Annotated in this window: 20 protein-coding genes; 14 read left to right on the top strand and 6 right to left on the bottom strand. The window is 61.6% G+C overall.

The genetic code is table 11. The features are described 5' to 3' along the window. Positions 1–154: 154 nt before the first annotated feature. Genes rsmA through PspR76_RS27845 form a run of 4 tightly spaced genes read right to left on the bottom strand, consistent with a single transcriptional unit; the run spans position 155 to position 6099 of the window. Positions 155–967, bottom strand: a complete 813-nt coding sequence (rsmA, locus tag PspR76_RS27860) for a 16S rRNA (adenine(1518)-N(6)/adenine(1519)-N(6))-dimethyltransferase RsmA (protein WP_159960361.1) — start codon at positions 965–967, stop codon at positions 155–157. After that, on the bottom strand, positions 964–1953 hold the full coding sequence (pdxA, locus tag PspR76_RS27855) for a 4-hydroxythreonine-4-phosphate dehydrogenase PdxA (protein ID WP_159960359.1): 990 nt from the start codon (positions 1951–1953) through the stop codon (positions 964–966). Before pdxA ends, rsmA begins: the two co-directional genes overlap by 4 nt. Next, complete coding sequence (locus tag PspR76_RS27850) at positions 1950–3284, bottom strand: peptidylprolyl isomerase (protein WP_159961648.1); 1335 nt, start codon at positions 3282–3284, stop codon at positions 1950–1952. Before PspR76_RS27850 ends, pdxA begins: the two co-directional genes overlap by 4 nt. Then, complete coding sequence (locus PspR76_RS27845) at positions 3265–6099, bottom strand: LPS-assembly protein LptD (protein WP_159960357.1); 2835 nt, start codon at positions 6097–6099, stop codon at positions 3265–3267. The genes PspR76_RS27850 and PspR76_RS27845 overlap by 20 nt, the downstream gene beginning before the upstream one ends. 130 nt (positions 6100–6229) lie before the next feature. Here PspR76_RS27845 and PspR76_RS27840 point away from each other — a divergent pair, with 130 nt between their 5' ends. Genes PspR76_RS27840 through PspR76_RS27830 form a run of 3 tightly spaced genes read left to right on the top strand, consistent with a single transcriptional unit; the run spans position 6230 to position 8695 of the window. Then, positions 6230–7255, top strand: a complete 1026-nt coding sequence (locus PspR76_RS27840) for an aminoglycoside phosphotransferase family protein (protein ID WP_159960354.1) — start codon at positions 6230–6232, stop codon at positions 7253–7255. Further along, positions 7252–7926, top strand: a complete 675-nt coding sequence (gene murU / locus PspR76_RS27835; RefSeq protein WP_159960353.1) for an N-acetylmuramate alpha-1-phosphate uridylyltransferase MurU — start codon at positions 7252–7254, stop codon at positions 7924–7926. Before PspR76_RS27840 ends, murU begins: the two co-directional genes overlap by 4 nt. A gap of 1 nt (position 7927) precedes the next feature. Beyond that, positions 7928–8695 carry a TerB family tellurite resistance protein gene (locus PspR76_RS27830; RefSeq protein WP_159960352.1) on the top strand — a complete coding sequence of 256 codons (768 nt, stop codon included), beginning with the start codon at positions 7928–7930 and terminating at the stop codon, positions 8693–8695. A gap of 145 nt (positions 8696–8840) precedes the next feature. Here the strand turns inward: PspR76_RS27830 and PspR76_RS27825 are convergent, their stop codons facing one another. Next, positions 8841–9815, bottom strand: a complete 975-nt coding sequence (locus PspR76_RS27825; RefSeq protein ID WP_159960350.1) for an alpha/beta hydrolase family protein — start codon at positions 9813–9815, stop codon at positions 8841–8843. A gap of 77 nt (positions 9816–9892) precedes the next feature. Between PspR76_RS27825 and PspR76_RS27820 the strand changes: the two genes are divergently transcribed. From PspR76_RS27820 to trpE, 10 genes are all read left to right on the top strand, one after another. Further along, complete coding sequence (locus PspR76_RS27820; protein ID WP_159960348.1) at positions 9893–11887, top strand: sensor histidine kinase; 1995 nt, start codon at positions 9893–9895, stop codon at positions 11885–11887. A gap of 18 nt (positions 11888–11905) precedes the next feature. Beyond that, positions 11906–12535 carry a response regulator gene (locus PspR76_RS27815; RefSeq protein ID WP_049711271.1) on the top strand — a complete coding sequence of 210 codons (630 nt, stop codon included), beginning with the start codon at positions 11906–11908 and terminating at the stop codon, positions 12533–12535. A gap of 332 nt (positions 12536–12867) precedes the next feature. Continuing rightward, positions 12868–13980 carry an ABC transporter ATP-binding protein gene (locus tag PspR76_RS27810; RefSeq protein WP_159960346.1) on the top strand — a complete coding sequence of 371 codons (1113 nt, stop codon included), beginning with the start codon at positions 12868–12870 and terminating at the stop codon, positions 13978–13980. A gap of 43 nt (positions 13981–14023) precedes the next feature. Beyond that, on the top strand, positions 14024–15064 hold the full coding sequence (locus tag PspR76_RS27805) for an ABC transporter substrate-binding protein (RefSeq protein WP_159960344.1): 1041 nt from the start codon (positions 14024–14026) through the stop codon (positions 15062–15064). Positions 15065–15261: 197 nt separating this feature from the next. Further along, positions 15262–16494: an ABC transporter permease gene (locus tag PspR76_RS27800; protein WP_159960342.1), complete on the top strand. Its 1233-nt coding sequence runs from the start codon at positions 15262–15264 to the stop codon at positions 16492–16494. A 12-nt stretch (positions 16495–16506) separates the two neighbouring features. Beyond that, positions 16507–17331, top strand: coding sequence for an ABC transporter permease (locus tag PspR76_RS27795; protein WP_028618151.1), 825 nt, complete (start codon positions 16507–16509; stop codon positions 17329–17331). A 205-nt stretch (positions 17332–17536) separates the two neighbouring features. Then, positions 17537–18685: an iron-containing alcohol dehydrogenase gene (locus PspR76_RS27790; protein ID WP_159960340.1), complete on the top strand. Its 1149-nt coding sequence runs from the start codon at positions 17537–17539 to the stop codon at positions 18683–18685. A gap of 84 nt (positions 18686–18769) precedes the next feature. Then, positions 18770–19444, top strand: coding sequence for a ribulose-phosphate 3-epimerase (gene rpe / locus PspR76_RS27785; RefSeq protein ID WP_003194703.1), 675 nt, complete (start codon positions 18770–18772; stop codon positions 19442–19444). Continuing rightward, positions 19441–20259: a phosphoglycolate phosphatase gene (locus tag PspR76_RS27780; protein ID WP_159960338.1), complete on the top strand. Its 819-nt coding sequence runs from the start codon at positions 19441–19443 to the stop codon at positions 20257–20259. The genes rpe and PspR76_RS27780 overlap by 4 nt, the downstream gene beginning before the upstream one ends. Positions 20260–20327: 68 nt before the next feature. After that, positions 20328–21809: an anthranilate synthase component I gene (gene trpE, locus PspR76_RS27775; protein WP_159960336.1), complete on the top strand. Its 1482-nt coding sequence runs from the start codon at positions 20328–20330 to the stop codon at positions 21807–21809. 132 nt (positions 21810–21941) lie between these two features. Here the strand turns inward: trpE and estP are convergent, their stop codons facing one another. Beyond that, positions 21942–23864, bottom strand: a complete 1923-nt coding sequence (gene estP / locus PspR76_RS27770; protein WP_159960334.1) for an esterase EstP — start codon at positions 23862–23864, stop codon at positions 21942–21944. 421 nt (positions 23865–24285) lie between these two features. Between estP and PspR76_RS27765 the strand changes: the two genes are divergently transcribed. Next, positions 24286–24879, top strand: coding sequence for an aminodeoxychorismate/anthranilate synthase component II (locus PspR76_RS27765; RefSeq protein WP_094951420.1), 594 nt, complete (start codon positions 24286–24288; stop codon positions 24877–24879). The last annotated feature ends 6 nt before the right edge of the window (positions 24880–24885 follow it).

Here is a 24885-nt window from a genome sequence, read left to right as displayed (position 1 = left end):
TGTTTGGCCTTTAGAGAGCAACGGCCTGACGAGAGCTTTCAGTAAGACGCAGGACAAATGTGGGAGCGGGCTTGCCCGCGAATGCAGTGTGTCAGTCACTGCATGTTTGGCTGAGCCACCGCCATCGCGGGCAAGCCCGCTCCCACAGTGCCGCTTATTCCGCGGCCGGCGCAGGCTGGATCGCGAGCTGGTCGGCCAGGCGCACGAACGCAGCCAGGTCCAGTTGCTCGGGGCGCAGGCTGCCATCGACGCCGGCGGCGTCGATCTCGGCATTGCTCAGCAGGGCCTTGAGCGTGTTGCGCAGGGTCTTGCGGCGCTGGTTGAACGCTTCACGCACCACACGCTCCAGCAGCTTGTGATCCTTGGCCGGGTGCGGCAGCACCGCGTGAGGCACCAGGCGCACGATGGCCGAGTCGACTTTCGGCGGCGGGTTGAAAGCCCCAGGGCCGACGTTGAACAGGTGCTCTACGCGGCAATGGTACTGAACCATGATCGACAGACGGCCCCAATCACCTCCGCCAGGGCCCGCCGCCAAACGCTCAACCACCTCTTTTTGCAGCATGAAGTGCATGTCGCGGATGATCCCGGCGTTGTTCAGCAGGTGGAAAATCAGCGGCGTGGAGATGTTGTAAGGCAGGTTGCCCACTACCCGCAGGCTGTTGGGCGCGGCATTGAGGCTGTTGAAGTCGAACTTCAGCGCATCGCCCTGGTGCAGGTTGAAATTGGGTTTACCGGCGAACTGCTGGTTGAGGATCGGGATCAGGTCCTTGTCCAGCTCCACCACGTCGAGCTGCCCGCCACTGGCCAACAGGCCTTGGGTCAAGGCGCCCTGGCCCGGGCCGATTTCCAGCAGGCGGTCTTCGGGCTTGGCGTGGATGGAGCGCAGGATACGGTCGATGACGCCAGCGTCGTGCAGGAAGTTTTGCCCGAAGCGCTTGCGCGCCCGGTGTTGGTAATGCTCAGTCATATACGGGTCTCGGCCATCTGATAGGCGGTTTCCAGGGCCACGTGCAGGCTGCCGGTATCGATCTTGCCGCTGCCCGCCAGGTCCAGGGCTGTGCCATGGTCGACGGAAGTACGGATGATCGGCAGGCCCAGTGTCACGTTGACTGCGGCGCCAAAGCCTTTGTATTTCAGCACGGGCAGCCCCTGGTCATGGTACATCGCCAGCACTGCGTCGCAGTGCTCCAGATACTTGGGGGTAAACAGAGTGTCCGCAGGCAGTGGGCCACGCAGGTCCATGCCTTCTTGGCGCAGGCGCTCTAATGTCGGTTCAATAATGTCGATTTCTTCATGGCCCAAATGGCCGCCTTCACCGGCGTGCGGGTTAAGCCCGCAGACCAGGATGCGCGGCTGGGCAATGCCGAATTTCTGTTGCAGGTCGCTGTGCAGGATTCGTGTAACGCGCTCCACGCGCTCGGCGGTGATGGCGTCGGCGATATCGCGCAACGGCAGGTGCGTGGTCACCAGGGCCACGCGCAGGCCGCGTGTGGCCAGCATCATCACAACTTGGGCGGTGTGGGTCAGCTCGGCGAGGAATTCGGTATGCCCGGAAAAGGCGATACCGGATTCGTTGATCACGCCTTTGTGTACCGGCGCGGTGATCATGCCGGCGAAGTCGCCGTCGATGCAGCCTTGACCGGCGCGCGTCAGGGTTTCCAGCACAAATGCCGCATTGGCCTTGTTCAGTTGCCCGGCAACCACCTTGGCTGCAAGCGGGGTGTCCCAAACGTACAGGCTGCCCGCAGGTGCCGGCAGGTCGGGCCAGTTGCCCGGTGCCACGTCCAGCAAAGTGACAGCCACACCCAGCTGCGCGGCCCGCTCGAGGAGCAGGTCGCGGCTGGTAATGGCAATCAGGGGGTGTGGCTGAGGGTGCGAGGCGAGCAGCAGGCACAGGTCTGGACCAATGCCGGCCGGCTCGCCGGGTGTTACCGCGAAACGCTGGGGTTTCACTGTGCTGCCTGGTCGGTGCCTGTTTGCTCGGCGCCTGGCAGCTTGATTTCTACGTAGGCTTCGTCACGGATCTGACGCAACCAGGTCTGCAGCTCTTCATCGTATTTGCGGTTACGCAACACGGTCAGTGCTTGTTGCTCGCGGGCCTGAGTGGTGTTGTCGGTGGCGCGACGGCCAAGGACTTCCAGTACATGCCAGCCATATTGGGTCTTGAACGGCTTGGACAGAACGCCTTGCGGCGTATCGGCCATCACTTGCTGGAACTCAGGCACCAAGGCTTTCGGGTCGATCCAGTTCAGGTCGCCACCGTTGAGGGCCGAACCTGGGTCTTCCGAGAAGCTCTTGGCCAGGGTGGCGAAGTCTTCACCGCCTTCGATGCGGTCGTAGATCTTCTGGGCCAGTTCCTTGGTTTGCGCCTCGGTACGGATTTCGCTTGGTTTGACCAGGATGTGACGAACATGCACTTCGTCTTTCAGCGAGGTCTCGCCGCCGCGTTTTCCCAGCAACTTGAGAATGATGAAACCGCCTGGCGTGCGTGCTGGCTGGGTGATTTCACCTGGCTGCATGGCGCTCAGTTCGCGGTCAAACGGAGGTGGCAATTGCGCGGCTTTACGCCAGCCCATGTCACCGCCGTCCAGGGCGTTGTCGCTACCCGATACGGCAATCGCCGTCTGGGCAAAGTCAGCACCGGCTTTCAGGCGGTCATACACGGCCTGGGTTTTTGCGGCGGCTGCATTGAGCTGCTCGGCGTTGGCGCTGTCCGGTGTCGGGATCAGGATGTTGGCCAGGTGCAGTTCTTCAGAAAGCTGCATCTTGCCCACGTCCGATGCCAGGAAGTTCTTCACTTCCTGCTCGGACACCTGAACTCGCTCGGCCACACGGCGCTGACGCACACGGCTGATGATCATTTCGCGGCGGATCTGGTCACGTGCGTCCTCATAGGACAAACCGTCGTGAGCCAGAGCGGCGCGGAACTGGTCAATGCTCATGTTGTTGCGCTGAGCGATGGTGCCAACAGCCTGGTTCAGCTCTTCGTCCGAGATACGGATGCCGGAACGATCGCCGATCTGCAGTTGCAGGTTTTCAACGATCAGGCGTTCCAGCACCTGTGGGTCCAGCACGCTGGTAGGCGGCACGCCGCCACCACGCTTGGCGATGGTTTGCTGAACTTCCTTGACCCGTTGGTCCAGTTGGCTCTGCATGATCACGTCGTTATCGACGATGGCCACTACCTTGTCCAGCTGTTGAACCGCAGCGTGTGCCGATACGGTTCCCAGGAACAGCGCGCCCAGCACTAGCGGGCGCAAGCAATCAGAAAGCTTGGTCTTCACGTTCACGATAACCTTCAATGCCTTTGTCGAGGAAGCTCTCTACCTTGGCGCCGGTCAGGCCGCCGAGTCCTTTGAGGACGATCTGGAAGAAGAGCCCGTGGTCACCCTTTTCGTTAAGCGGGGCGATCTGGCTGTATTCGTCGTTGGAAACCCAGTAACGGTTGATGACGCGCAGTTTCCAGCAGCAGTTGTCGTACTCGAAACCACCGAAGGCTTCCAGTGTACGGTTGCGGGCATAGTCATACTGCCAGCGGGTGATCAGGTTCCACTGAGGAATGATCGGCCACATCATCGAGAAGTCGTGTTGCTGGATTTTGTAGTAATCCTTCACGAAGTTCGCTTGGCCCGGGGTGCCGTAGTCGCCACCGAACTGCCATTTGCCGGTCAGCTGGTTGTACACCACCTGGTCGTTGCGATAGCGGTAACCGAGGTTGACAACCTTGTTGGGGTTATCTTCCGGCTGGTAGTGGAACATCGCGCTGCCGGAGCGAGGGCTGTGGCTTTCGGTGTCCCAGTTGTAATCGGCAGTGGCGCGCCAATCACGGTTGAAGCGGAACTCGTAGTCCAGCGCGATCGGCGACACATCGGTATTTGCGTCGGCGCGGTCGGAAGCCAGGATACCTGGCAGTTGAACCTGGCGATCCTTGAAGTACAGCGCCTGGCCCACGGACACGCGTTGACGCTCGAAGCCGTTCTCTTCGATCCAGCGGCTGGTCACGCCCAGGGACAGCTTGTTCTCGTCGCCGATCCGGTCGTTGCCGCTGAAGCGGTTGTCGCGGAACAGCGAGGCATAGCTGAACGAGTATTCACTGGTGTCGAACACCGGGATATCGCTCTGGTCCTTGTTCGGGACATAGAGGTAGTAGGCGCGCGGTTCCAGAGTCTGGCGATAGTCTTTGCCGAACCAGTTGGTGTTGCGGTCGAAGTACAGGCCGCTGTCTACACTGGCGATCGGAATGGCGCGGTCTTGTGAGCTCTTGAAATTGCCGCCAGCGTAAGGGTTGGCCGCTGTCGCGTTGTTTCGATCAAAAATGATCTGGTCCTTGCCGGTAGAGTCCAGGTCAAGATCGTACTTGGTGTAAACGTACTTGAGCTTCGGCGTAATAAAACCGTAAGTCCAGTTCATCGGGTATTCGACGGCCGGTGCTACGTTCAGACGAGTACCGTTTGCGCGGGTTAAGCCCCTCACATATTCGTCCAGGCGTTGCTCACCCAAACTGCCGTCTGGATTAACTGGGCCGCCGTTTTCGTCGAGAACCCTGCCGCTTCTGAGGTCCCGGTCAAACCGGACGGCTTCAGTCTCGTAGGTAAAGTTCACGCCAGCCGGGTGGTACGGCAACATCCCGTTGAAGGTGATCTGCGGTAGCCGGTTATACGGAGTGATCTGGGAAATCGTCGCCAGTTGGTACGCCTGCAGGTTCAAACGAGCCTGGTAGCTGTCGCCGCGATAGGTCACGGAGCCCTGCTGGTTGACGAAGTCCTGGGTCTGGATGCCTTCCTGGTAGGACTTCAGGTCCTGGTAGTAGAAAGGATCGCTGATCTTGGTGTAATCGACCTGGGTCGACAGACGCGAATCCAGCCCGCCCTTATGCTGCCAGTTGAGCATGTAGCGAGTTTTTTCGTAGTCGGTCTGTTTTTTCCGCTCGTCGCTGTCGTCGTTCAGGTACGCGCCGCCGAACTGGCCTTCGCTGGATTTGGTGAGGTAGCGGAATTCGCCTTCCATCAACAAGCCGCGCTTGGTCATGTACTGCGGGTACAACGTGGCGTCGTAGTTCGGTGCCAGGTTGAAGTAGTACGGCGTAACGAGCGTGAAGCCGGTTTCGCTGCCGGTGCTGAAGCTCGGCGGCAGGAAGCCGGATTGACGACGGTCGTCGATCGGGAAATAGATATACGGGGTGTACAGGATCGGAATGTTCTTGATCCGCAACGTCGCGTTGGTTGCCGTACCGAAACCGGTGGCCGGGTTCAACGTGATGTTGTTGCCTTTGAGCTGCCAGGCGTTGCTGTCCGGCTCGCAGGTGGTGTACGTACCGTCCTTGAGACGGATGATCGCGTTTTCGGCACGCTTGGCGTACAGCGCGTTACCGCGGATACGCGACTTGTGCAGCACGTATTCGGCGTTGTCGATCTGGGCGGCGCCGGTGTCGAGCTGGACCTGGGCATGGTCGCCCACGATCAGGGCGCCGTTGTCGCGCAGACGGACGTCGCCGTTCAGCTCGCCACGGTTCTCGGCCTGATACAGGCTGGCTTCCTGAGCCTCCAGCTGCATGCTGCCCTGGCGCATGACAACGTCACCGGCCAGGGTTGCCACTTGCTGTTCCTGCTCGTAACGAGAGGCCTTGGCACCGATAAAGGTCGGCGCATCGCTCTTGTTCGTCTTGTCGTTCATGCCAGGACGCATCGGCTCGATGTACGCGCCGGAGCAATAAGGACCGGTTTCGGCCAACTGGGCTGCGGTCAGCTTCTCGCGAGGCACCCAGTCCAGGTGGCTGTAGTCGGCGCTGCGCGCACGCAGGCCCCGGCCCTTGGCTTCGGTGACCAGCGCGGTCTTCGGTTCGGCCTCGGCGCTGCCGCCAGCCTCGGCTTGCGCCGTGCTGTTGGCCGAGCTGACGGCTGCGCCGTCATGCACCGGGCGTGGTGGCAACGGGGCTGCGGCCGTTTTTGGCGCGCAATCCCAGGCACCCGAAGCAGAGACTGAGCAGTCATACTGTTCCGCGGCGACCACGAATGAGGTGGCGAAAGGTTGCATGGCCAGCAGACTGCCGGTTACCAGCAACGGAAATTTTCTACGAAACGCGGGGGATTTCAATGCCATCTTATTAGTCCGGGCTTCCTGCGTGCCATCTGCCCGCGGTTTGGGCCGCACGCCTCTCGATGGTCTGAAAAAGATGCGTGATAATAAAGCATGACCCGCTTGACGGCTAGCGCCGTCGGAGACCCTTGTAATGCCCGAGCAAGATCTACGTTTACAACAGCTGAAAGTCTGGCTGGATGAGCAGTTGCCGATCCTTTTCAACGCTCAGGACTGGGGTGCCGTACCACCGGCCACATTGACCGCAGCCAGCAGCGACGCGAGTTTCAGGCGTTATTTCCGCTGGGAGGGCGGCGGTCGAACCTTCGTCGTAATGGACGCGCCACCCCCCCAGGAAAACTGCAAACCTTTCGTCGATATCGCTGATTTACTCGCGAAATCAGGAATAAATGTGCCAAAAATTTATGCAGAAGATTTGCCGCGCGGCTTTCTTTTGCTTAATGACCTGGGCAGAAAAACCTATCTGGACGTGATTGACGAGCAAAACGCCGATCCATTGTTCGCCGATGCCATCGATGCGCTGCTGGCTTTTCAGCAATTGCCGATGGACACGCCGCTGCCCAGCTATGACGTCGCGTTGCTGCGCCGTGAGCTGGAACTGTTTCCGGAATGGTACGTTCGCCGGCATTTGGGTATCGAGTTTGATGCACAGCAGCAGGCTTTGTGGCAGCGCGCCAGCGATCACTTGATCGACAGCGCCCTGGCCCAGCCTAAAGTGTTGGTGCATCGCGACTATATGCCGCGCAACCTGATGATCAGCGAACCGAACCCTGGGGTGCTGGATTTCCAGGACGCGGTCTACGGCCCGGTCACCTACGACATCACCTGCCTGTTCAAGGACGCGTTCCTCAGCTGGCCGAAAGCGCGCGTACGCGAGTGGCAACGTGGCTATTGGGAGCGTGCCGGGCAACTGGGCATTCCCGTGCAGGCCGATTTCGAAGAGTTCCAGCGTGCCAGTGACCTGATGGGCGTGCAGCGTCACCTCAAGGTCATCGGCATTTTCGCGCGCATCTGCCATCGCGACGGCAAGCCACGCTACCTGGCCGACGTACCGCGCTTCTTTGCTTACATAGAAGCAGTGCTGGCAGACCGCCCTGAGTTGGCCGAGCTGGGCGAACTGTTTGCCAGCCTGAGCGAACCCGTCGAGGCGGGCGTATGAAGGCCATGATCCTGGCGGCGGGCAAGGGCGAGCGGATGCGTCCGCTCACGCTGCACACGCCCAAGCCGCTGGTGCAGGCGGGCGGCAAGCGGCTGATCGAGTATCACCTTGAAGCGCTGGCCAAGGCCGGTTTCAGCGAAATCGTGATCAACCATGCCTGGCTCGGCCAGCAGATCGAAAGCTACTTGGGCGACGGTGCGCAGTTTGGCCTTCGTATTCAGTATTCGGCCGAAGGCGAACCGTTGGAAACCGGCGGCGGGATCTTCCAGGCCTTGCCGTTGCTGGGCGACGAACCGTTCCTGGTGGTCAATGGCGATATCTGGACCGACTACGACTTCACCCAACTGCGCCGGCCGCTTCAAGGCCTGGCCCATCTGGTGATGGTCGATAACCCGGCGCATCACCCTTCAGGCGGCGATTTCTACCTGGACCAAGGGTTGCTTCATGATGCAGCGCCCGGTGCCGATAACCTGACCTTCAGTGGCATTTCAGTGCTCGACCCGCAATTGTTCGCGGGTTGCAGTGCCGGTGCCTTCAAGCTGGCGCCGCTGTTGCGGGCGGCCATGGCCAAAGGTCTGGTAACGGGGGAACACATGGCGGGACGCTGGATTGATGTCGGCACGCTGGAGCGCCTGGCGCAGGTCGAAACCTTGCTGACTGCGGAGCAATAAGATGTTGTGGCCAGGGACACTGATTGGTGCCGGGGCTGGCTTTGCCATTGCCAGTATTCCGGGGGCCTTGTTGGGGGCATTGCTGGGGCAGGCGTTGGATCGCCGTCTTCAACTGCAAAGCTGGGCGCAGCTGCGCGAGCGCCTGGGCGGGCGCCCGGCGCTGCGCAACGATGAATTGTTGTTCGTGTTGTTGGGGCGCCTGGCCAAGAGTAATGGCCGAGTGGTGGACGGGCATATCCAACAGGCGCGCCAGGAAATGCGTTCGCTGGACATGACGGAGTCCGCCCAGCGCCGGGCAATTACCGCATTCAATCGGGGTAAATCCGGTTCCGACCGGGTGCGCACTTATCTGCGTGTGCTCAAGGCTCAGCCTCATGCCGCGGAAGGTGTGTTGCGTGCGTGTTGGCGCATGGCCTGGGCGGATGGCAAGGCGGATCACGCCGAACGCGACTTGATCGACCTGTGGGGCAAGTGGCTCGGCTGGACGCCACAACAGTTGCAGGCGCTGGCGGCCGATTACGTGCAGGAACGCAAGCCATTGGCCACTCGCGGCGGAGCCTATCAGGACGCGATGCGGATTCTGGGGGTAACGTCGACCACCGAGCCGGCCGTGATCAAGCGTGCCTATCGCCGCCTGCTCAGCCGCCATCACCCGGACAAGATTGCCGGCACAGGTGCCACCCCCGCGCAAGTGCGCGAGGCGACCGAGCGAACCCGTGAGTTGCATAACGCCTACGCGTTGATTCGCGAGCGCCGGGATTTTCGCTAGCCATCACAAATCCTGAGTTGCCAACTCCATTAGTGTGGGAGCTGGCTTGCCTGCGATAGCGGTGTGTCAGCTAAACAGTTGTCACTGACAGCCCGCTATCGCAGGCAAGCCAGCTCCCACAGCTGATTGGGTTATCAGATCAAGGTTACTCAGCAGCAGCCTGCGGGCTCAACCACCCGCGAACCCGCCGGTACAACTGCTCCTGCTCAGCCGAACTGTTGCCGGGCACAGTCTTGAGTGACACCTGCTTGTAACCCTCATTCTTGCCACGCTTGGCAGCCTGGACCCGCGCCAGTGCGTTTTTGCGCTCCAGGGCACTGTCTTGGTAGAAGACATCCGCCGTTGGCACTTTCAGCGCCGGGGCCAGTTGTTGCAGGTCCGGTTGCCGGGCAGCAGGCGTCTTACCGGCCACCATCACAAACTTCTGCACCTGGGACGGTTGTTTCTCGCTCAGGTAACGCGCCGCCCACCAGGCGCCCGTGCCATGGCCGAGCAGCACCACGCTGCGTGCGCTTTGGGTTTGGGCGAAGGCCACGGCGGCGTCGATGCGGTCGAAAATGCGCTTGGCGTCGGTCTTGTCCTGCTCATCGGTGCCCGGCACCACTGCCGGGTCGGTGCCTTCGGCTTCGGCGCTGGCGGCTTGCTCAATCGGTTTGGCGGCGGTGCTGCCGTCCTTGCTGCTGGTGTCGACCGCAGCTTTAGGCGATTCCATAACGCGCGGTGGCAAGGTGTCGACGTTCACGTCCGGCAGCGACAGGCTCAGCGTGCCCCAGTTGGCGTCAGGCAATTTGCGTCGCAGCGGTGCGATTGCTTGCGGCCAGTCAGCACTTTCGCCGGCGCCCGGCACAATAATCACCACGCCTTCGGGCTCGGCGCTGTTGGCCGGTTTCCACAAGGCCAGGAAGGAGTCGCTGCCGGCCTGCAGTTGTTGCTGCTCATGCTGCGGAATTTGCCGCTCAAGGGCGCTGGCTTCTTCCTGGCTGCGCTCGGGCAGCGGTTGGCGTTCAGCCGGTTTTTCGGCGGCGGGCGCGGGGGCGTCGGCGGCCTGAACAGAAAAGGCGCTGGTAAATAGCAGCGACAGGCACAATGCTGGCAGTGCCGAACGGTGGATAAAGGGCATCGTTAATTCCCGGCCAGAAGTGATTCCAGCAGCCTAATGGGTTGGTCAGTATTTGTCAGTGATGTGAGACGTGGATCATGGGTTTTCGCTGTCTGCTGGTTATCGGCTGTCTGTGCTTTGCCTTGATGGCGAATGCCGCGCCTGCGCCTGCCGCACCGCAAGCGCAGCTCAATGCGCAACAGCGTGAGTGGCTGGCGCAGCACCCGCAATTGCGCGTGGGCCTGGTATTGCAGGCCCCGTACGCACAATACGATCGGCGCCTGCAGCGCTTGTCCGGGGCCAATGTGGAGTTGATGCAGTGGCTGGCCAAAGCGCTGAATATCGAGCTGACCTGGCGCAACTTCCCCAGCCAGGAGCAGTTGGAAGCCGCCGTGCGCGACGGCGAGGTGGATATCGCCCCGGGCCTGCAACAAACCCCGGCCGGCTTGCGTCTGTGGCTGTTCACCGACCCTTATATGCGCGTGCCCCAGCATATCGTCGGGATCCGCGAGGGCGGCGGTGCGGTGGAACTGGAAAAACTCGATGAGTTGTCCCGCGTGGCCGTGCGCATGCCCAGCGCAGTGGCCGATTACCTGCGCAGCACCTATCCCAACCTCAACCTGCAAGGCGTGCCCATGGAGCGCCAGGCCCTGCAATTGTTGGTGAGCCAGCAAGCGCGTTATGCCGTGGTGGATGAGGCGCAGTTGAGCCGCTTGTCCGGTGAGGCCGAGTTTGCCGGGCTGGCGGTGGTCGGTGATATCGGCTTGCCGCAGTTGCTGCGCGTGGCCACCCGTCGTGAGTGGCCGGAACTGGCGAGCATCATGCAAAGCGCCTTGCGCGCGATACCCGCCCGCGACCTCGATCAAATGCACAGTCGCTGGCTGCAACCCAAATACCCACGGCTGAGCGAATCTCCGGGCTTGTGGCAAAACCTCAGCCTGCTCTTGGCGATGTTCTTGCTCGCCAGCCTGGCGGTGGTGTTTTGGCAGCGCCGTCAGCAACGCAGCCTGGAACACGGCCTGCTGGCGGCCCGCGAAGAAAGTGCCGCCCGCGCCGCCGGTGCCGAAGCATTGCGGCTGACGCAGTTCTCTATCGACCAGAGTACGGTCGGCATCTTGTGGGTCAATTGGGACAGCCATGTGCGTTACGCCAACCGTGCTGCCGAAACCATGTTGGGCTATGCCCCTGGCGCATTGATCGAGCGACCGCTGATCGAGGTCGACCCGACCTTGAACATGGACCGCTGGCTCAATGTGTGGAAACGCGCGCGTGCCAGCGAGGACGGCCCGCAAACCTTCGCCACCGATTGCGTGCGCGCCGACGGCAGCATCCTGCCGGCTGATGTGTCATTGAGTTTTCTGCGTTTTGCCGACGGCGAATACCTGGTGGTCTACCTCAACGACGTCACCGAGCGCCGCCGTTACGTGTCGGCGTTGCTGCAAAGCGAAGCACAGTTGCGCGAGCTGTCGGCTCACCTGGAAACCGTGCGCGAAGAAGAAAAGGCGCGCATCGCCCGTGAAGTGCACGATGAGCTTGGGCAGATGCTCACAGTGCTCAAGCTGGAAACCTCAATGTGCGAGTTGGCCTATGCGCAGCTGGACCCAGGCCTGAACGAGCGCTTGCACAGCATGAAGCGCCTGATCGCCCAGCTGTTCCAACTGGTCCGGGATGTGGCCACCGCACTGCGCCCGCCGATTCTCGACGCCGGCATTGGCTCGGCCATCGAGTGGCAGGCCCGTCGCTTTGAAGCCCGCACGCAAATCCCTTGCCTGGTGCAAGTCCCGGATAACCTGCCGGCCCTCAGCGATGCCAAGGCCATCGGCCTGTTCCGTATCCTGCAGGAGGCGCTGACCAATGTGATGCGCCATGCCCAGGCGCATACTGTCGAGCTGACGTTGAGCGTTGAAGGCACCGAACTGCGGTTGACCATCAGCGATGACGGCGTCGGCTTCATCGAAGCCCAGGGCCGCCCGGTATCTTTTGGCGTGGTGGGTATGCGCGAGCGCGTGCTGATGATGGGCGGCCGATTGAGCCTGCACAGCGAATTGGGCGAGGGCACCACTTTGAGTGTCACGGTGCCGTTGGATGCATAACGATAAGAGGAAGCCCCTGTGATTCGCGTATTGGTAGCCGAAGACCACACCATTGTCCGTGAAGGCATCAAGCAATTGATCGGCCTGGCCAAAGACCTGTTGGTGGTCGGTGAGGCCAGCAATGGCGAACAGTTGTTGGAAACCTTGCGCCATGTGCCGTGCGAGGTGGTGTTGCTGGATATCTCGATGCCCGGCGTGAATGGCCTGGAAGCGATTGCGCGGATCCGGGCACTGAATAACCCACCGGCGATTCTGGTGCTGTCGATGCACGATGAAGCGCAAATGGCCGCACGCGCGCTTAAGGTCGGCGCGGCGGGCTATGCGACCAAGGACAGTGACCCGGCGCTGTTGCTCACGGCGATTCGCAAGGTCGCGGCGGGCGGGCGTTATATCGACCCGGACCTGGCCGACCGCATGGTCTTTGAAGTTGGCCTTACCGATACGCGGCCCCTGCATTCGTTGTTGTCGGAGCGCGAGTTCTCGGTGTTCGAGCGTTTGGCCCAGGGCGCCAACGTCAACGATATCGCCCAGCAGTTGGCGCTGAGCAGCAAGACCATCAGCACCCACAAGGCGCGGTTGATGCAAAAACTCCATATCACCTCCCTGGCCGAGCTGGTGAAGTACGCCATGGAACACAAACTCCTATAACCCCCTTGATCGTTCCCACGCTCCGCGTGGTAACGCCTCTTGTGACGCTCTGCGTCACGCTTTGGGACGCAGAGCGTCCTGGGCTGCATTCCCACGCGGAGCGTGGGAACGATCATCCTTCTGACGCTGCGCGTATCTGTTTACGACATAGGCTTTGCCGGCAGACGCTGACGATTGCCGCCGCACTGTTCTGTGCCCGCCATCGGTGTAGGGCGATCCCTACCCCAAACCTTCCATCCGGCTGATGTGATTCTCTCCTGGCCCCCGATTTTCGGGGGCTCGCGCCTGGACTACGCTTGTTCCACAGCAGTCCAAAACAAAAAGGTGCGGGTATGAGCGAGGTGGATTCAAATGATGTGCTGGTCAGCTTTCGTGGCGTGCAGAAGAGCTACGACGGCGAGAACCTGATCGTCAAAGACCTCAACCTGGAGATTCGCAAGGGCGAGTTCCTCACCCTGCTCGGGCCGTCCGGTTCGGGTAAGACCACCAGCCTGATGATGCTCGCCGGTTTCGAGACGCCGACCGCCGGGGAAATCCTGCTGGCCGGGCGCTCTATCAACAACGTGCCGCCGCACAAGCGCGACATCGGCATGGTGTTCCAGAACTACGCGTTGTTCCCGCACATGACCGTGGCTGAGAACCTGGCCTTCCCGCTGTCGGTACGCGGCTTGAGCAAGACCGACGTCAGCGAGCGGGTCAAACGTGTATTGAGCATGGTCCAGCTCGATGCCTTCGCCCAGCGTTACCCGGCGCAACTCTCCGGCGGCCAGCAGCAGCGTGTTGCGCTGGCGCGGGCGCTGGTGTTCGAACCGCAGCTGGTGCTGATGGACGAACCCCTCGGCGCCCTCGACAAGCAACTGCGCGAACACATGCAGATGGAGATCAAGCACCTGCACCAGCGCCTGGGCGTGACCGTGGTGTACGTGACCCACGACCAGGGCGAAGCGCTGACCATGTCCGACCGCGTGGCCGTGTTCCACCAGGGCGAGATCCAGCAGATCGCCGCGCCGCGCACCTTGTACGAAGAACCGAAAAACACCTTTGTCGCCAACTTTATTGGCGAGAACAACCGCCTCAATGGTCGGCTGCACAGCCACACCGGCGAGCGTTGCGTGGTGGAGCTGGCGCGGGGTGAAAAGGTCGAGGCACTGGCGGTGAATGTCGGCCAGATCGGCGGCCCGGTGACTCTGTCGGTGCGCCCGGAGCGCGTCAGCCTCAATGGCTCCAGCGAATCCTGTGTCAACCGCTTCTCTGGGCGGGTGGCGGAATTTATCTACCTGGGCGACCACGTGCGTGTGCGCCTGGAAGTCTGCGGCAAGGCCGATTTTTTTGTGAAACAACCGATTGCCGAGCTGGACCCAGCCCTGGCGGTCGGCGACGTGGTACCGATTGGCTGGCAAGTCGAGCACGTTCGCGCACTCGACCCACTTCTAGAGGCGAATTAATCGCCCCATGGCTTCACCAACCCTGCACGTGGAGAGAACAACAATGTTGAGATCCCTTAAATATTCCGCCCTGGTCATCGGCTTGATGGGCGCGACACAGGCCATGGCAGGCCCGGACCTGACGGTCGTGTCCTTTGGCGGCGCGAACAAGGCGGCCCAGGTCAAGGCCTTCTATGCACCGTGGGAAAGCGCGGGCAACGGCAAGATCGTTGCTGGTGAGTACAACGGTGAAATGGCCAAGGTCAAAGCCATGGTCGACACCAAGAGCGTGTCCTGGGACCTGGTGGAGGTGGAGTCGCCGGAACTGTCCCGTGGCTGCGACGAAGACATGTTCGAGCCGCTTGACCCGAAACTGTTCGGCAATGGCGCCGACTACGTCAAGGGCGCGATTCAGCCCTGCGGCGTGGGCTTTTTTGTGTGGTCCACCGTGCTGGCGTACAACGCCGACAAGCTGACCACTGCACCGACCAGTTGGGCGGATTTCTGGGACACCAAGAAATTCCCGGGCAAGCGTGGCCTGCGCAAGGGCGCCAAGTACACCCTGGAATTCGCCTTGATGGCGGACGGCGTGGCGCCGAAGGACGTGTACAAAGTGCTGGCCGGTAAAGACGGCCAGGACCGTGCGTTCAAGAAGCTGGATGAACTCAAACCGTCGATCCAATGGTGGGAAGCCGGTGCACAACCGCCGCAATACCTGGCCTCGGGTGACGTGGTGATGAGCTCGGCCTACAACGGCCGCATCGCCGCCGTGCAAAAAGAAAGCAACCTGAAAGTGGTGTGGAACGGCGGCATCTACGACTTCGATGCCTGGGCCATTCCTAAAGGCCTGGCCAAGGACCGCGCCGAAGCGGCGAAGAAGTTCATCGCCTTCTCGGTGCAGCCGCAGCAGCAGAAGACCTATTCGGAAAACATCGCCTACGGCCCGGCGAATACCCAGGCCGTGCCGTTGCTGGCCAAGGATGTGCTCAAAGACATGCCGACCACGCCGGAGAACATCGCCAACCAGGTGCAGATCGATGTGAGCTTCTGGGCGGATAACGGCGAGCAGTTGGAGCAGCGCTTCAATTCCTGGGCTGCCAAGTAAGCAGCAACACCGCTAAATCCTTGTGGGAACCGGTAAGTGTGGGAGCGGGCTTGCTCGCGAATGCAGTGTGACAGTCAACACATGAGGGGGCTGATCCACCGCATTCGCGAGCAAGCCCGCTCCCACACAAGCCCGTTCCCATGTGAGATCCGCGTTGTTGGGCAGAGTGCTTTCATTTTCAAGTTCCGGAGTTTGCCATGGTTATCGCCATTCCCAGCCCCACCCTCAAGCAGCGCCTGGCGCGTGCCGAGCGGCTCAATCGCTGGAAGGCCCAGGCCTTGATTGCGCCGCTGGTGCTGTTTTTGCTGCTGGTGTTCCTGGTGCCGATTGTTGCGCTGCTCTACAAAAGCGTCGGCAACCCGGAAGTGGTGGGCGGCTTGCCGCGTACCGTGGTGGCGGTCAAGACCTGGGACGGCCGTGGCTTGCCGGGCGAGCCGGTGTACCAGGCGCTCAGCGAAGACCTGGGCGAAGCGCGCAAAAACCAGACCCTGGGCGACCTGTCCAAACGCTTGAACATGGAACTGGCCGGCTACCGTAGCCTGCTGACCAAAACCGCGCGGGCGCTGCCGTTTACCGACGCGCCGGCCTCTTATAAAGCCGCGTTGGAAAGCCTCGACGAACGCTGGGGCGACCCGGCGTACTGGCAGGCGATCCGGCGTAACACCAGCAGCCTCACGCCGTATTACCTGTTGGCGGCCGTCGATCATCGCATCGATGACCTCGGCGAAGTGGCCCCGGCCACGCCGGACCAGGCGATCTACCTGGACATCTTCGCCCGCACGTTCTGGATGGGCCTGGTGATCACCTTCGTGTGCCTGCTGCTGGCGTATCCATTGGCCTACCTGCTGGCCAACCTGCCGGCGCGCAAAAGCAACCTGCTGATGATTCTGGTGTTGCTGCCGTTCTGGACCTCAATCCTGGTGCGAGTGGCGGCCTGGATTGTGCTGCTGCAGTCCGGTGGCCTGATCAACAGCGCGTTGATGGGCATGGGCCTGATCGATAAACCCCTTGAGCTGGTGTTCAACCGCACCGGGGTTTATATCTCGATGGTGCACATCCTGTTGCCGTTCATGATTCTGCCGATCTACAGCGTGATGAAAGGCATCTCGCCCACTTACATGCGCGCGGCGATTTCCCTGGGCTGCCATCCGTTCGCCAGTTTCTGGCGTGTGTATTTCCCGCAAACCTATGCCGGTGTCGGCGCCGGTTGCCTGTTGGTGTTCATCCTGGCGATTGGTTACTACATCACCCCGGCGCTGCTCGGCAGCCCGAACGACCAGATGGTCAGCTACTTCGTGGCGTTCTACACCAACACCAGCATCAACTGGGGCATGGCCACGGCGTTGGGCGGCTTGTTGCTGCTGGCGACGGTGGTGCTGTACCTGATCTACAACCGGCTGGTAGGCGCCAGTCGCCTGCGCCTGAGCTGAGGAGAATTGGCAATGCTGAGCCCTTATATGTCACCGGTGGAACGGGTGTGGTTCTACAGCTTGCGGATCCTGTGCGGCTTGATCCTGCTGTTCCTGATCCTGCCGGTGCTGGTGATTATCCCGCTGTCGTTCAACAGCGGCAGTTTCCTCGTGTACCCGCTGCAAGGCTTTTCGCTGCACTGGTATCAGGACTTCTTCGCCTCGGCCGAATGGATGCGTGCGCTGAAGAACAGCATCATCGTCGCCCCGGCGGCCACGGTGCTGGCCATGGTGTTCGGTACCCTGGCGGCGATTGGCCTGACGCGCGGCAACTTCCCCGGCAAGGCGCTGGTGATGGCGCTGGTGATTTCGCCGATGGTGGTGCCGGTGGTGATTATTGGCGTGGCCAGTTACCTGTTCTTTGCGCCGCTGGGGTTGGGCAACAGCTTCTTCTCGCTGATCGTGGTGCACGCGGTGCTGGGCGTGCCGTTTGTGATCATCACGGTGTCGGCGACCTTGCAAGGGTTCAACCATAACCTGGTGCGCGCGGCGGCCAGCCTGGGTGCGTCGCCGCTGACGGCGTTTCGCCGGGTGACCTTGCCGCTGATCGCGCCGGGGGTGATTTCCGGGGCGCTGTTTGCCTTCTCGACCTCTTTCGATGAAGTGGTCGTGACGCTGTTTCTCGCCGGCCCTGAGCAAGCGACCCTGCCTCGGCAGATGTTCAGCGGCATCCGCGAAAACCTCAGCCCGACGATTGCCGCGGCGGCGACGTTGCTGATTGCCTTCTCGGTGCTGTTGTTGCTGACCCTTGAATGGTTGCGCGGGCGCAGCGAAAAGTTGCGCACCGCCCAAGTGTAACGGTCGGAACCGGATCAAATGTGGGAGCTGGCTTGCCTGCGATGCTGGCGACCCGGTCATTCAGTGGCACCCAGTTGATGCTATCGCAGGCAAGCCAGCTCCCACATTGACCGGGCCCACCTGACCATTCAGACCCTGAATGCTAGGCAACCCAAAATACCCAGCTACTCTTGTGCCAGCCCATCATTAATAAGAGGCCGCGCACATGAGTACCTCCTCATTCAAGATCGCCCACAAACTGCTGACCGGCGCTGGCGCCATCGAACAGCTGGCCTTTGAACTCACGCGCCTGGATGTGGATAACCCGCTGATCGTCACCGACGCCGCGCTGGTCAAGTCCGGCACCGTGGCGCTGGCGCTGGAACATTTGGGTGAGCGCCCCTATGAAATTTTCGACCGCGTGCTGCCCGACCCTGAAATCGCCATCGTCGAAGACTGCATGCGCGCCTACCGCGAAGGCGGGCATGACGGCCTGATCGGCCTCGGTGGCGGCAGCGCCATCGACATTGCCAAGAGCGTCGCCGCTTATGCCGGTTACCACGGCGAACTGGCGGACTTGTTCGGCGTCGACCAGGTGCCACGCAAAGGCCCGCCGTTGATCGCCATCCCGACCACGGCCGGCACCGGCTCGGAGGTGACCAATGTGGCGATCCTCTCCGACAAAGCCGCCCAACTGAAGAAGGGCATCGTCAGCGATTACTTGCTGCCGGACGTCGCGCTGATCAGCCCGCAAATGACCCTCACATGCCCGCGCAGTGTCACCGCCGCCAGTGGCGTGGACGCGTTGGTGCATGCCATCGAATCGTACCTGTCGCTGAATGCCTCGCCGATCACCGACGCCCTGGCGATTGGCGCGATCAAGCTGATCGCCAGGGCGCTGCCCAAGGCCTACGCCAACCCGGCCAACCTGCAGGCCCGCGACGACATGGCCACCGCCAGCCTGATGGCCGGCATGGCCTTCGGCAATGCCGGCGTGGGCGCTGTGCACGCCTTGGCGTACCCGCTGGGCGGGCGTTTCAATATCGCCCATGGCGTGAGCAATGCGCTGTTGCTGCCCTACGTGATGCACTGGAACAAGCTGGCGTGTGTGGAGCGCATGCAGGACATTGCCCAGGCCATGGGCGTGAACGTCACGGGGTTGAGTGTCAACGACGCCGCTGACCAGGCCGTTGAGGCGATGACGCGACTGTGTGCCGCAGTCGAGATCCCGGCAGGCCTGCGCAGCTTCGGGGTGCCCGAGGACGCAATCCCCGCCATGGCCACGGAAGCGGCGGGCATTGAGCGCCTGATGCGCAACAATCCGCGCAAGCTCAGTGCGGCGGATATCGAGAAAATCTACCGGGCTGCGTATTAACCGTTGAGTTAGGTCACGGTGCGCGCAGCAAAGCATGAGGTATACAATGCGCGCCATCGTGATTTAGCTCAAAAAAGGTGCGTCATGCAGCCCTTCGTTATCGCTCCATCGATTCTCTCCGCCGACTTCGCCCGCCTGGGTGAGGAAGTGGACAAGGTATTGGCCGCCGGTGCCGACTTCGTGCACTTCGATGTCATGGACAACCACTACGTGCCCAACCTGACCATCGGCCCGATGGTCTGCGCGGCGCTGCGCAAATACGGCATCACGGCGCCGATCGATGCGCACCTGATGGTCAGCCCGGTGGACCGTATCGTCGGTGACTTCATTGAGGCCGGCGCGACCTACATCACCTTCCACCCGGAAGCCACGCTGCACGTCGACCGCACCCTGCAACTGATCCGCGAAGGCGGCTGCAAGGCGGGCCTGGTGTTCAACCCGGCCACGCCGTTGAGCGTGCTCGAGTACGTGATGGACAAGGTCGACATGGTCTTGTTGATGAGCGTCAACCCAGGCTTCGGCGGGCAGAAGTTCATCCCCGGCACCCTGAACAAGCTGCGTGAAGCCCGTGCGCTGATCGATGCGTCCGGGCGGGATATCCGTCTGGAAATCGACGGTGGCGTCAACGTCAACAATATCCGTGAAATCGCTGCCGCTGGCGCTGACACCTTCGTGGCCGGTTCGGCGATCTTCAACGCCCCGGACTACCAGGCAGTCATCGACAAGATGCGTGCCGAACTGGCGCTGGCGCGTCCATGAGCGGCTTTGAGCAGCTGTTCCTCGGCAAACTGCCACGGCTGGTGATGTTCGATCTGGACGGTACGTTGATCGATTCGGTGCCCGACCTGGCAGCAGCGGTGGACCAGATGCTGCTCAAGCTGGGGCGCAAGCCGGCGGGGATCGAGTCGGTGCGCATGTGGGTCGGCAACGGCGTGCAGATGCTGGTGCGCCGTGCCTTGGCCAACAATATTGATGCCGAAGGTGTCGATGAAGTGGAAGCCGAACACGCCCTGGAACTGTTCAACGCCGCCTATGAAGACGGCCACGAACTGACCGTGGTTTACCCCGGTGTGCGTGACACGCTCAAGTGGCTGCACAAGCAGGGCGTGGAAATGGCCCTGATCACCAACAAGCCGGAGCGCTTCGTCGCGCCGCTGCTGGATCAGATGAAGATCGGCCGTTATTTCCGCTGGATCATCGGTGGCGATACCTTGCCGCAGAAAAAGCCCGACCCGGCAGCGCTGTTCTTTGTGATGAAGATGGCCAATATCCCGGCCTCGCAGTCGTTGTTTGTCGGTGACTCGCGCAGTGATGTGCTGGCCGCCAAAGCCGCCGGCGTGCAGTGCGTGGCCTTGAGCTACGGCTATAACCATGGCCGGCCGATTGCCGAAGAGTCGCCGGCGCTGGTGATTGATGACCTGCGCTTGCTAATCCCCGGTTGCTTGGGAGCGGGCGCTGAGATAACGTTGCCCGACATCGAACCAACCCCTTCTGGAAACGCCATCGTGGTGGTCACTCGCAAACTCTGGATGAAAGTCATCAAGGCCCTGGCCCGCTGGCGTTGGCGCGCCTGACTGATCCTGGCCGCGCTGCGGCACGTTTGCACACCTGACCGTTTGACCCTCAAGCCACGAGGCACCTCATGATCCGCGAAGAATTCCTGCGTTTGGCCGCTGCCGGCTATAACCGTATCCCCTTGGCCTGCGAAACCCTGGCCGACTTCGATACGCCGCTGTCGATCTACCTGAAACTGGCTGACGAGCCCAACTCCTACCTGCTGGAATCGGTGCAGGGCGGTGAGAAGTGGGGCCGTTACTCGATCATCGGCCTGCCGTGCCGCACCGTGCTGCGCGTGCACGACCATCACGTGAGCATCACGCTGGATGGCGTCGAGATCGAAAGCCATGACGTTGAAGACCCGCTGGCCTTCGTCGAAGCCTTCAAGGCGCGCTACAACGTGCCGACCATCGCCGGCTTGCCGCGCTTCAACGGTGGCCTGGTGGGTTACTTTGGCTACGACTGCGTGCGCTACGTGGAAAAACGCTTGGGCAAGTGCCCGAACCCGGACCCGCTGGGTGTGCCGGACATTCTGCTGATGGTCTCCGACGCGGTGGTGGTGTTCGACAACCTCGCCGGCAAGATGCATGCGATCGTCCTCGCCGACCCAGCCCAGGCCGACGCGTTCGAGCAAGGCCAGGCCGCTCTGGAAGCCCTGCTGGAAAAACTGCGCCAGCCGATCACCCCGCGCCGTGGTCTGGACCTCAGTCGTCCGCCGGCCGCCGACCCGGTGTTCCGCTCCAGCTTTACCCAGGATGACTACGAGCGCGCGGTCGACACCATCAAGGAATACATCCTCGCCGGTGACTGCATGCAGGTGGTGCCATCGCAACGCATGTCCATCGACTTCAAGGCTGCGCCGATTGACCTGTACCGCGCGCTGCGTTGCTTCAACCCGACGCCGTACATGTACTTCTTCAACTTCGGCGACTTCCACGTGGTGGGCAGCTCGCCGGAAGTGCTGGTACGCGTTGAAGACAACCTGATCACCGTGCGCCCGATCGCCGGGACGCGCCCACGCGGTGCGACTGAAGAGGCCGACCTGGCGCTGGAACAAGACCTGCTGAGCGACGACAAGGAAATCGCCGAGCACTTGATGCTCATCGACCTGGGCCGCAACGACACCGGGCGCGTCTCGGAGATCGGTTCGGTGAAGCTCACCGAGAAGATGGTCATCGAGCGGTATTCCAACGTGATGCACATTGTGTCCAACGTTACCGGTGAGCTGAAAGAAGGGCTGACCGCGATGGACGCGCTGCGCGCAATTCTGCCGGCCGGCACCTTGTCGGGCGCGCCGAAGATTCGCGCGATGGAAATCATCGACGAACTGGAGCCGGTCAAGCGTGGTGTGTACGGCGGCGCCGTGGGCTATTTTGCCTGGAACGGCAACATGGACACCGCGATTGCGATCCGCACGGCGGTGATCAAGGACGGCGAGCTGCATGTGCAGGCGGGTGGCGGGATTGTGGCTGACTCGGTGCCGGCGCTTGAGTGGGAAGAAACCCTGAACAAGCGCCGTGCGATGTTCAGGGCGGTGGCGTTGGCGGAGCAGACCCCGCAAAACTGACTGTTGGCGCTGGAAAATGTGGGAGCTGGCTTGCCTGCGATAGCATCACCTGGGTGTACCTGATACACCGAGGTGTCTGCATCGCAGGCAAGCCAGCTCCCACAGTTGTTTTGTGGTGTGCTCTAGACCGTTTTAGAAATCCAGGCTCACCCCGACACTCACCCCTTGCTGGGTCAAATTGTCATCCTTCCTCACGTTATACGCCGCCCGCAGCGCCAGCTCCTGAGTCAGCTTATGGCTGACACCCACACTCAAACGGTCCGAATTGCTGCGTGGCGTGTAGCCGTCCAGCTTGAAGTCGATGCCTGGCACGCTGTTGAGTGACATCTTCACCTTTTGCGTGTCGTTTTCGAACTCATGCTCGTGGGCCACTTCGCCAAACACCTGGGTTTGCGGCGTGACCCGGTAGCTGCCCTGCAGGCCGACGCCGAGGCGCTTGGAGTCGCGTTGTTGATCATCAAAGGTCAGCGCGGTAGAGCGGTTGTCTTTTTCCGAATAGCCGTCCACTTCGACCCGCGCATAGTCGGCGCTAATGAACGGCGACAGGTGCCAGTCGCTGCCGGCTCCGGCGATGTCATAGCCCAACCGGCCGCTCAAGGCCCAGAGCCAGCCGTCGGTGTCGCCTTTTTCCGAGCCTTCGCTCACGCCCAGGGCGAACTTGCGCTTGAGGCTGTCGAAGTCCAGCTTGCCGCCGGTCAGCGCGGCATCGGCCCACCAGTGATTTTGCTGATACTGCGCGAACGCGGTGCCCATGTAGCTGTTGAGCTTGTAGTCCGAATCGCTGGCGCCAGCTTCGAGCGTCTGCCGATACAGGCCGGCTGCTACGCCGACGCGCCAGTTTTCGTCGAGCCGGTAACTGCCGCCGATATTCAGGTTGTAGCCACTGCCGTCACCGCTGGCTGAGCTGCTTTGGTCATCGAAATCCAGGTGCTGGCCGCCACCCGCGACAATTGCGCGCCATTGACCAACCGCTTGCCAGTTACCGTTGTCCGCCTGCCATTGGTTGCGCAGCTCATCCTGGTGGGCGCGCAACGTGCCTTGGGCCATTTCCGGCAGCAGCGTCATTTCCCAGGGCGCCGCGAGCAGTGAATAGGCGTAGTCGGCGATCAAGCGTTGCCCGGCGATGGTGGGGTGGACCGAGTCGTTGTAGATCAGCTTGGTCGGGTCCGGGTTGGTGCCGCCAATGCCGTAGACCGGGTTGGCGGTGCAGCTGTTACCGCTGAAACAGGTGCCGGTGAGGTTCTGCCCGGTCGCCAGGCCAAAGCGCGCAGGGTCGGCGAAGGTTTCCTTCAAGAGCAGCGGAATATTCAGCGGGATGATCTGCGCGTCGATCTGCGACAGGCGCTGCACCAGTGACTGGTTGAAAATGTTGCTCAGGGCCGAACTCGACGCCTGCAGCGGTGTGCCGTTAATGGCGGGCGTCAGGCCGAGGTCGGGCAGCATCCACACCATGATGTAGCGCGCGCCGGCTTGTTGCAGGACTTGGGCGCTGTCCGCCAGGCGCCCACCGGCCGCAACCGCTTGGCCTGGGCTGAGGACGCGGCCCTGCAGGAAGTCATTGCCGCCACCCGAAAGGAAGTACAGCGCGTTGGGATCAGCCCGCCCGCCGTTGGCCGGGAGATAACCCTGACGACTGCGCAGCACCGTGCCGCCACCCGGGTTGCCGGGCGGAATTGCTGCGTCGGAGACCGAGGTGATGGAGTCGAGGATGTTGTCGGTGCGGTAACCGCCGACCGCCCAGTTGTTGCCGTCGGGCAAACCCTGGGCCGCTCGCACCGGTGAGGTGGAGGCATTCAGGTCGTTGGGCGCGACGCCCAGCTTGGTGCCCAACAGGGTTGATGAAACCAGGCCATAGTCGCCCTGGAACGTCGGCCCGGTGCGGTTGGTAAAGCGCAGCGTCGCCCCGGACGAGCCATCGGGAAACGTGCCGGCGTCGGCCAGGCTGTCGCCAAACACGATCATGGTTGAGTAAGGCGACGGCGCCGCCAGTGCCTGAGCACAGGCCAATGACAGGAGGCAGCCGGCCAGGGGCGCGAAAAACGGTGGTCTGAGCATGCAAAAGTCCATTTAGTTGTTTTTGTGTCGGAAGCGAAACATTAGCAATGTAGTGAGGGTTTTCTGCGAAGAAAACAGTTTTTTCCCACAAAGGCTCTGTCGTGGCCCCCGTATTTGCTGCTCCATATTGCACCGCTGGCGAGGCTACGTTACTGTGCCTGAACGTATGAACGAGACCCTCCCCGTGTTGATCATCAGCAAACTCTTGATGCGAGTAGTCAAGGCACACGCCCGTTGGCGTTGGCGCGCCTGACATTTTTCTCTGCCGGCCCGGCCGGACCTGTACCGATTTGCCTTCTTCACCCGTTGTTTGACGCCCCTTGCCGGCTAACCCTGGCAACCGGAACGTGCGTCTGGCAGCGGGTCACTCTCTTGGAAGGCAGTCATTTGAAATCAGTGAATTCAAGAGGTTTGAACCCACATGTTGCTGATGATTGATAACTACGACTCCTTTACCTACAACGTTGTGCAGTACCTGGGCGAGCTCGGTGCCGAGGTCAAGGTGGTGCGCAACGATGAACTGACAGTCGCCGAAATCGCCGCCCTGAACCCGGAGCGCATCGTGGTTTCGCCTGGCCCTTGCACGCCAACTGAAGCCGGTGTGTCCCTGGAAGCGATCAAGTATTTCGCTGGCAAGCTGCCGATCCTGGGCGTGTGCCTGGGCCACCAGTCCATTGGCCAGGCCTTTGGCGGTGATGTGGTGCGTGCGCGCCAAGTGATGCATGGCAAGACCAGCCCGGTGTTCCATAAAGACCTCGGGGTGTTCCACGGCCTGAACCTGCCGGTGACGGTCACCCGCTACCACTCGCTGGTGGTCAAGCGTGAGACCCTGCCCGAGTGCCTGGAACTGACCGCCTGGACCCAGCTTGAAGACGGCTCGGTCGATGAGATCATGGGCCTGCGCCACAAGACACTGAATATCGAAGGGGTGCAATTTCACCCTGAGTCGATCCTGACCGAGCAGGGCTACGAGCTGTTCGCTAACTTTCTCAAGCAGAGCGGCGGCACGCGCTAAGGACTT

This window comes from Pseudomonas sp. R76 (assembly GCF_009834565.1).
In the GTDB taxonomy this organism is placed as follows: domain Bacteria; phylum Pseudomonadota; class Gammaproteobacteria; order Pseudomonadales; family Pseudomonadaceae; genus Aquipseudomonas.
The sequence above is the reverse complement of the archived record's forward strand: the minus strand, read 5'-3'. Positions and strand labels throughout refer to the sequence as shown.

What these genes read in the sequence shown, in the direction of transcription:
- rsmA (WP_159960361.1), bottom strand. Translation starts at nt 967, where the DNA reads ATGACTGAGCATTACCAACACCGGGCGCGCAAGCGCTTCGGGCAAAAC.
- PspR76_RS27845 (WP_159960357.1), bottom strand. Translation starts at nt 6,099, where the DNA reads ATGGCATTGAAATCCCCCGCGTTTCGTAGAAAATTTCCGTTGCTGGTA.
- PspR76_RS27840 (WP_159960354.1), top strand. Translation starts at nt 6,230, where the DNA reads ATGCCCGAGCAAGATCTACGTTTACAACAGCTGAAAGTCTGGCTGGAT.
- murU (WP_159960353.1), top strand. Translation starts at nt 7,252, where the DNA reads ATGAAGGCCATGATCCTGGCGGCGGGCAAGGGCGAGCGGATGCGTCCG.
- PspR76_RS27830 (WP_159960352.1), top strand. Translation starts at nt 7,928, where the DNA reads ATGTTGTGGCCAGGGACACTGATTGGTGCCGGGGCTGGCTTTGCCATT.
- PspR76_RS27825 (WP_159960350.1), bottom strand. Translation starts at nt 9,815, where the DNA reads ATGCCCTTTATCCACCGTTCGGCACTGCCAGCATTGTGCCTGTCGCTG.
- PspR76_RS27820 (WP_159960348.1), top strand. Translation starts at nt 9,893, where the DNA reads ATGGGTTTTCGCTGTCTGCTGGTTATCGGCTGTCTGTGCTTTGCCTTG.
- PspR76_RS27810 (WP_159960346.1), top strand. Translation starts at nt 12,868, where the DNA reads ATGAGCGAGGTGGATTCAAATGATGTGCTGGTCAGCTTTCGTGGCGTG.
- PspR76_RS27805 (WP_159960344.1), top strand. Translation starts at nt 14,024, where the DNA reads ATGTTGAGATCCCTTAAATATTCCGCCCTGGTCATCGGCTTGATGGGC.
- PspR76_RS27800 (WP_159960342.1), top strand. Translation starts at nt 15,262, where the DNA reads ATGGTTATCGCCATTCCCAGCCCCACCCTCAAGCAGCGCCTGGCGCGT.
- PspR76_RS27795 (WP_028618151.1), top strand. Translation starts at nt 16,507, where the DNA reads ATGCTGAGCCCTTATATGTCACCGGTGGAACGGGTGTGGTTCTACAGC.
- PspR76_RS27790 (WP_159960340.1), top strand. Translation starts at nt 17,537, where the DNA reads ATGAGTACCTCCTCATTCAAGATCGCCCACAAACTGCTGACCGGCGCT.
- rpe (WP_003194703.1), top strand. Translation starts at nt 18,770, where the DNA reads ATGCAGCCCTTCGTTATCGCTCCATCGATTCTCTCCGCCGACTTCGCC.
- PspR76_RS27780 (WP_159960338.1), top strand. Translation starts at nt 19,441, where the DNA reads ATGAGCGGCTTTGAGCAGCTGTTCCTCGGCAAACTGCCACGGCTGGTG.
- trpE (WP_159960336.1), top strand. Translation starts at nt 20,328, where the DNA reads ATGATCCGCGAAGAATTCCTGCGTTTGGCCGCTGCCGGCTATAACCGT.
- estP (WP_159960334.1), bottom strand. Translation starts at nt 23,864, where the DNA reads ATGCTCAGACCACCGTTTTTCGCGCCCCTGGCCGGCTGCCTCCTGTCA.
- PspR76_RS27765 (WP_094951420.1), top strand. Translation starts at nt 24,286, where the DNA reads ATGTTGCTGATGATTGATAACTACGACTCCTTTACCTACAACGTTGTG.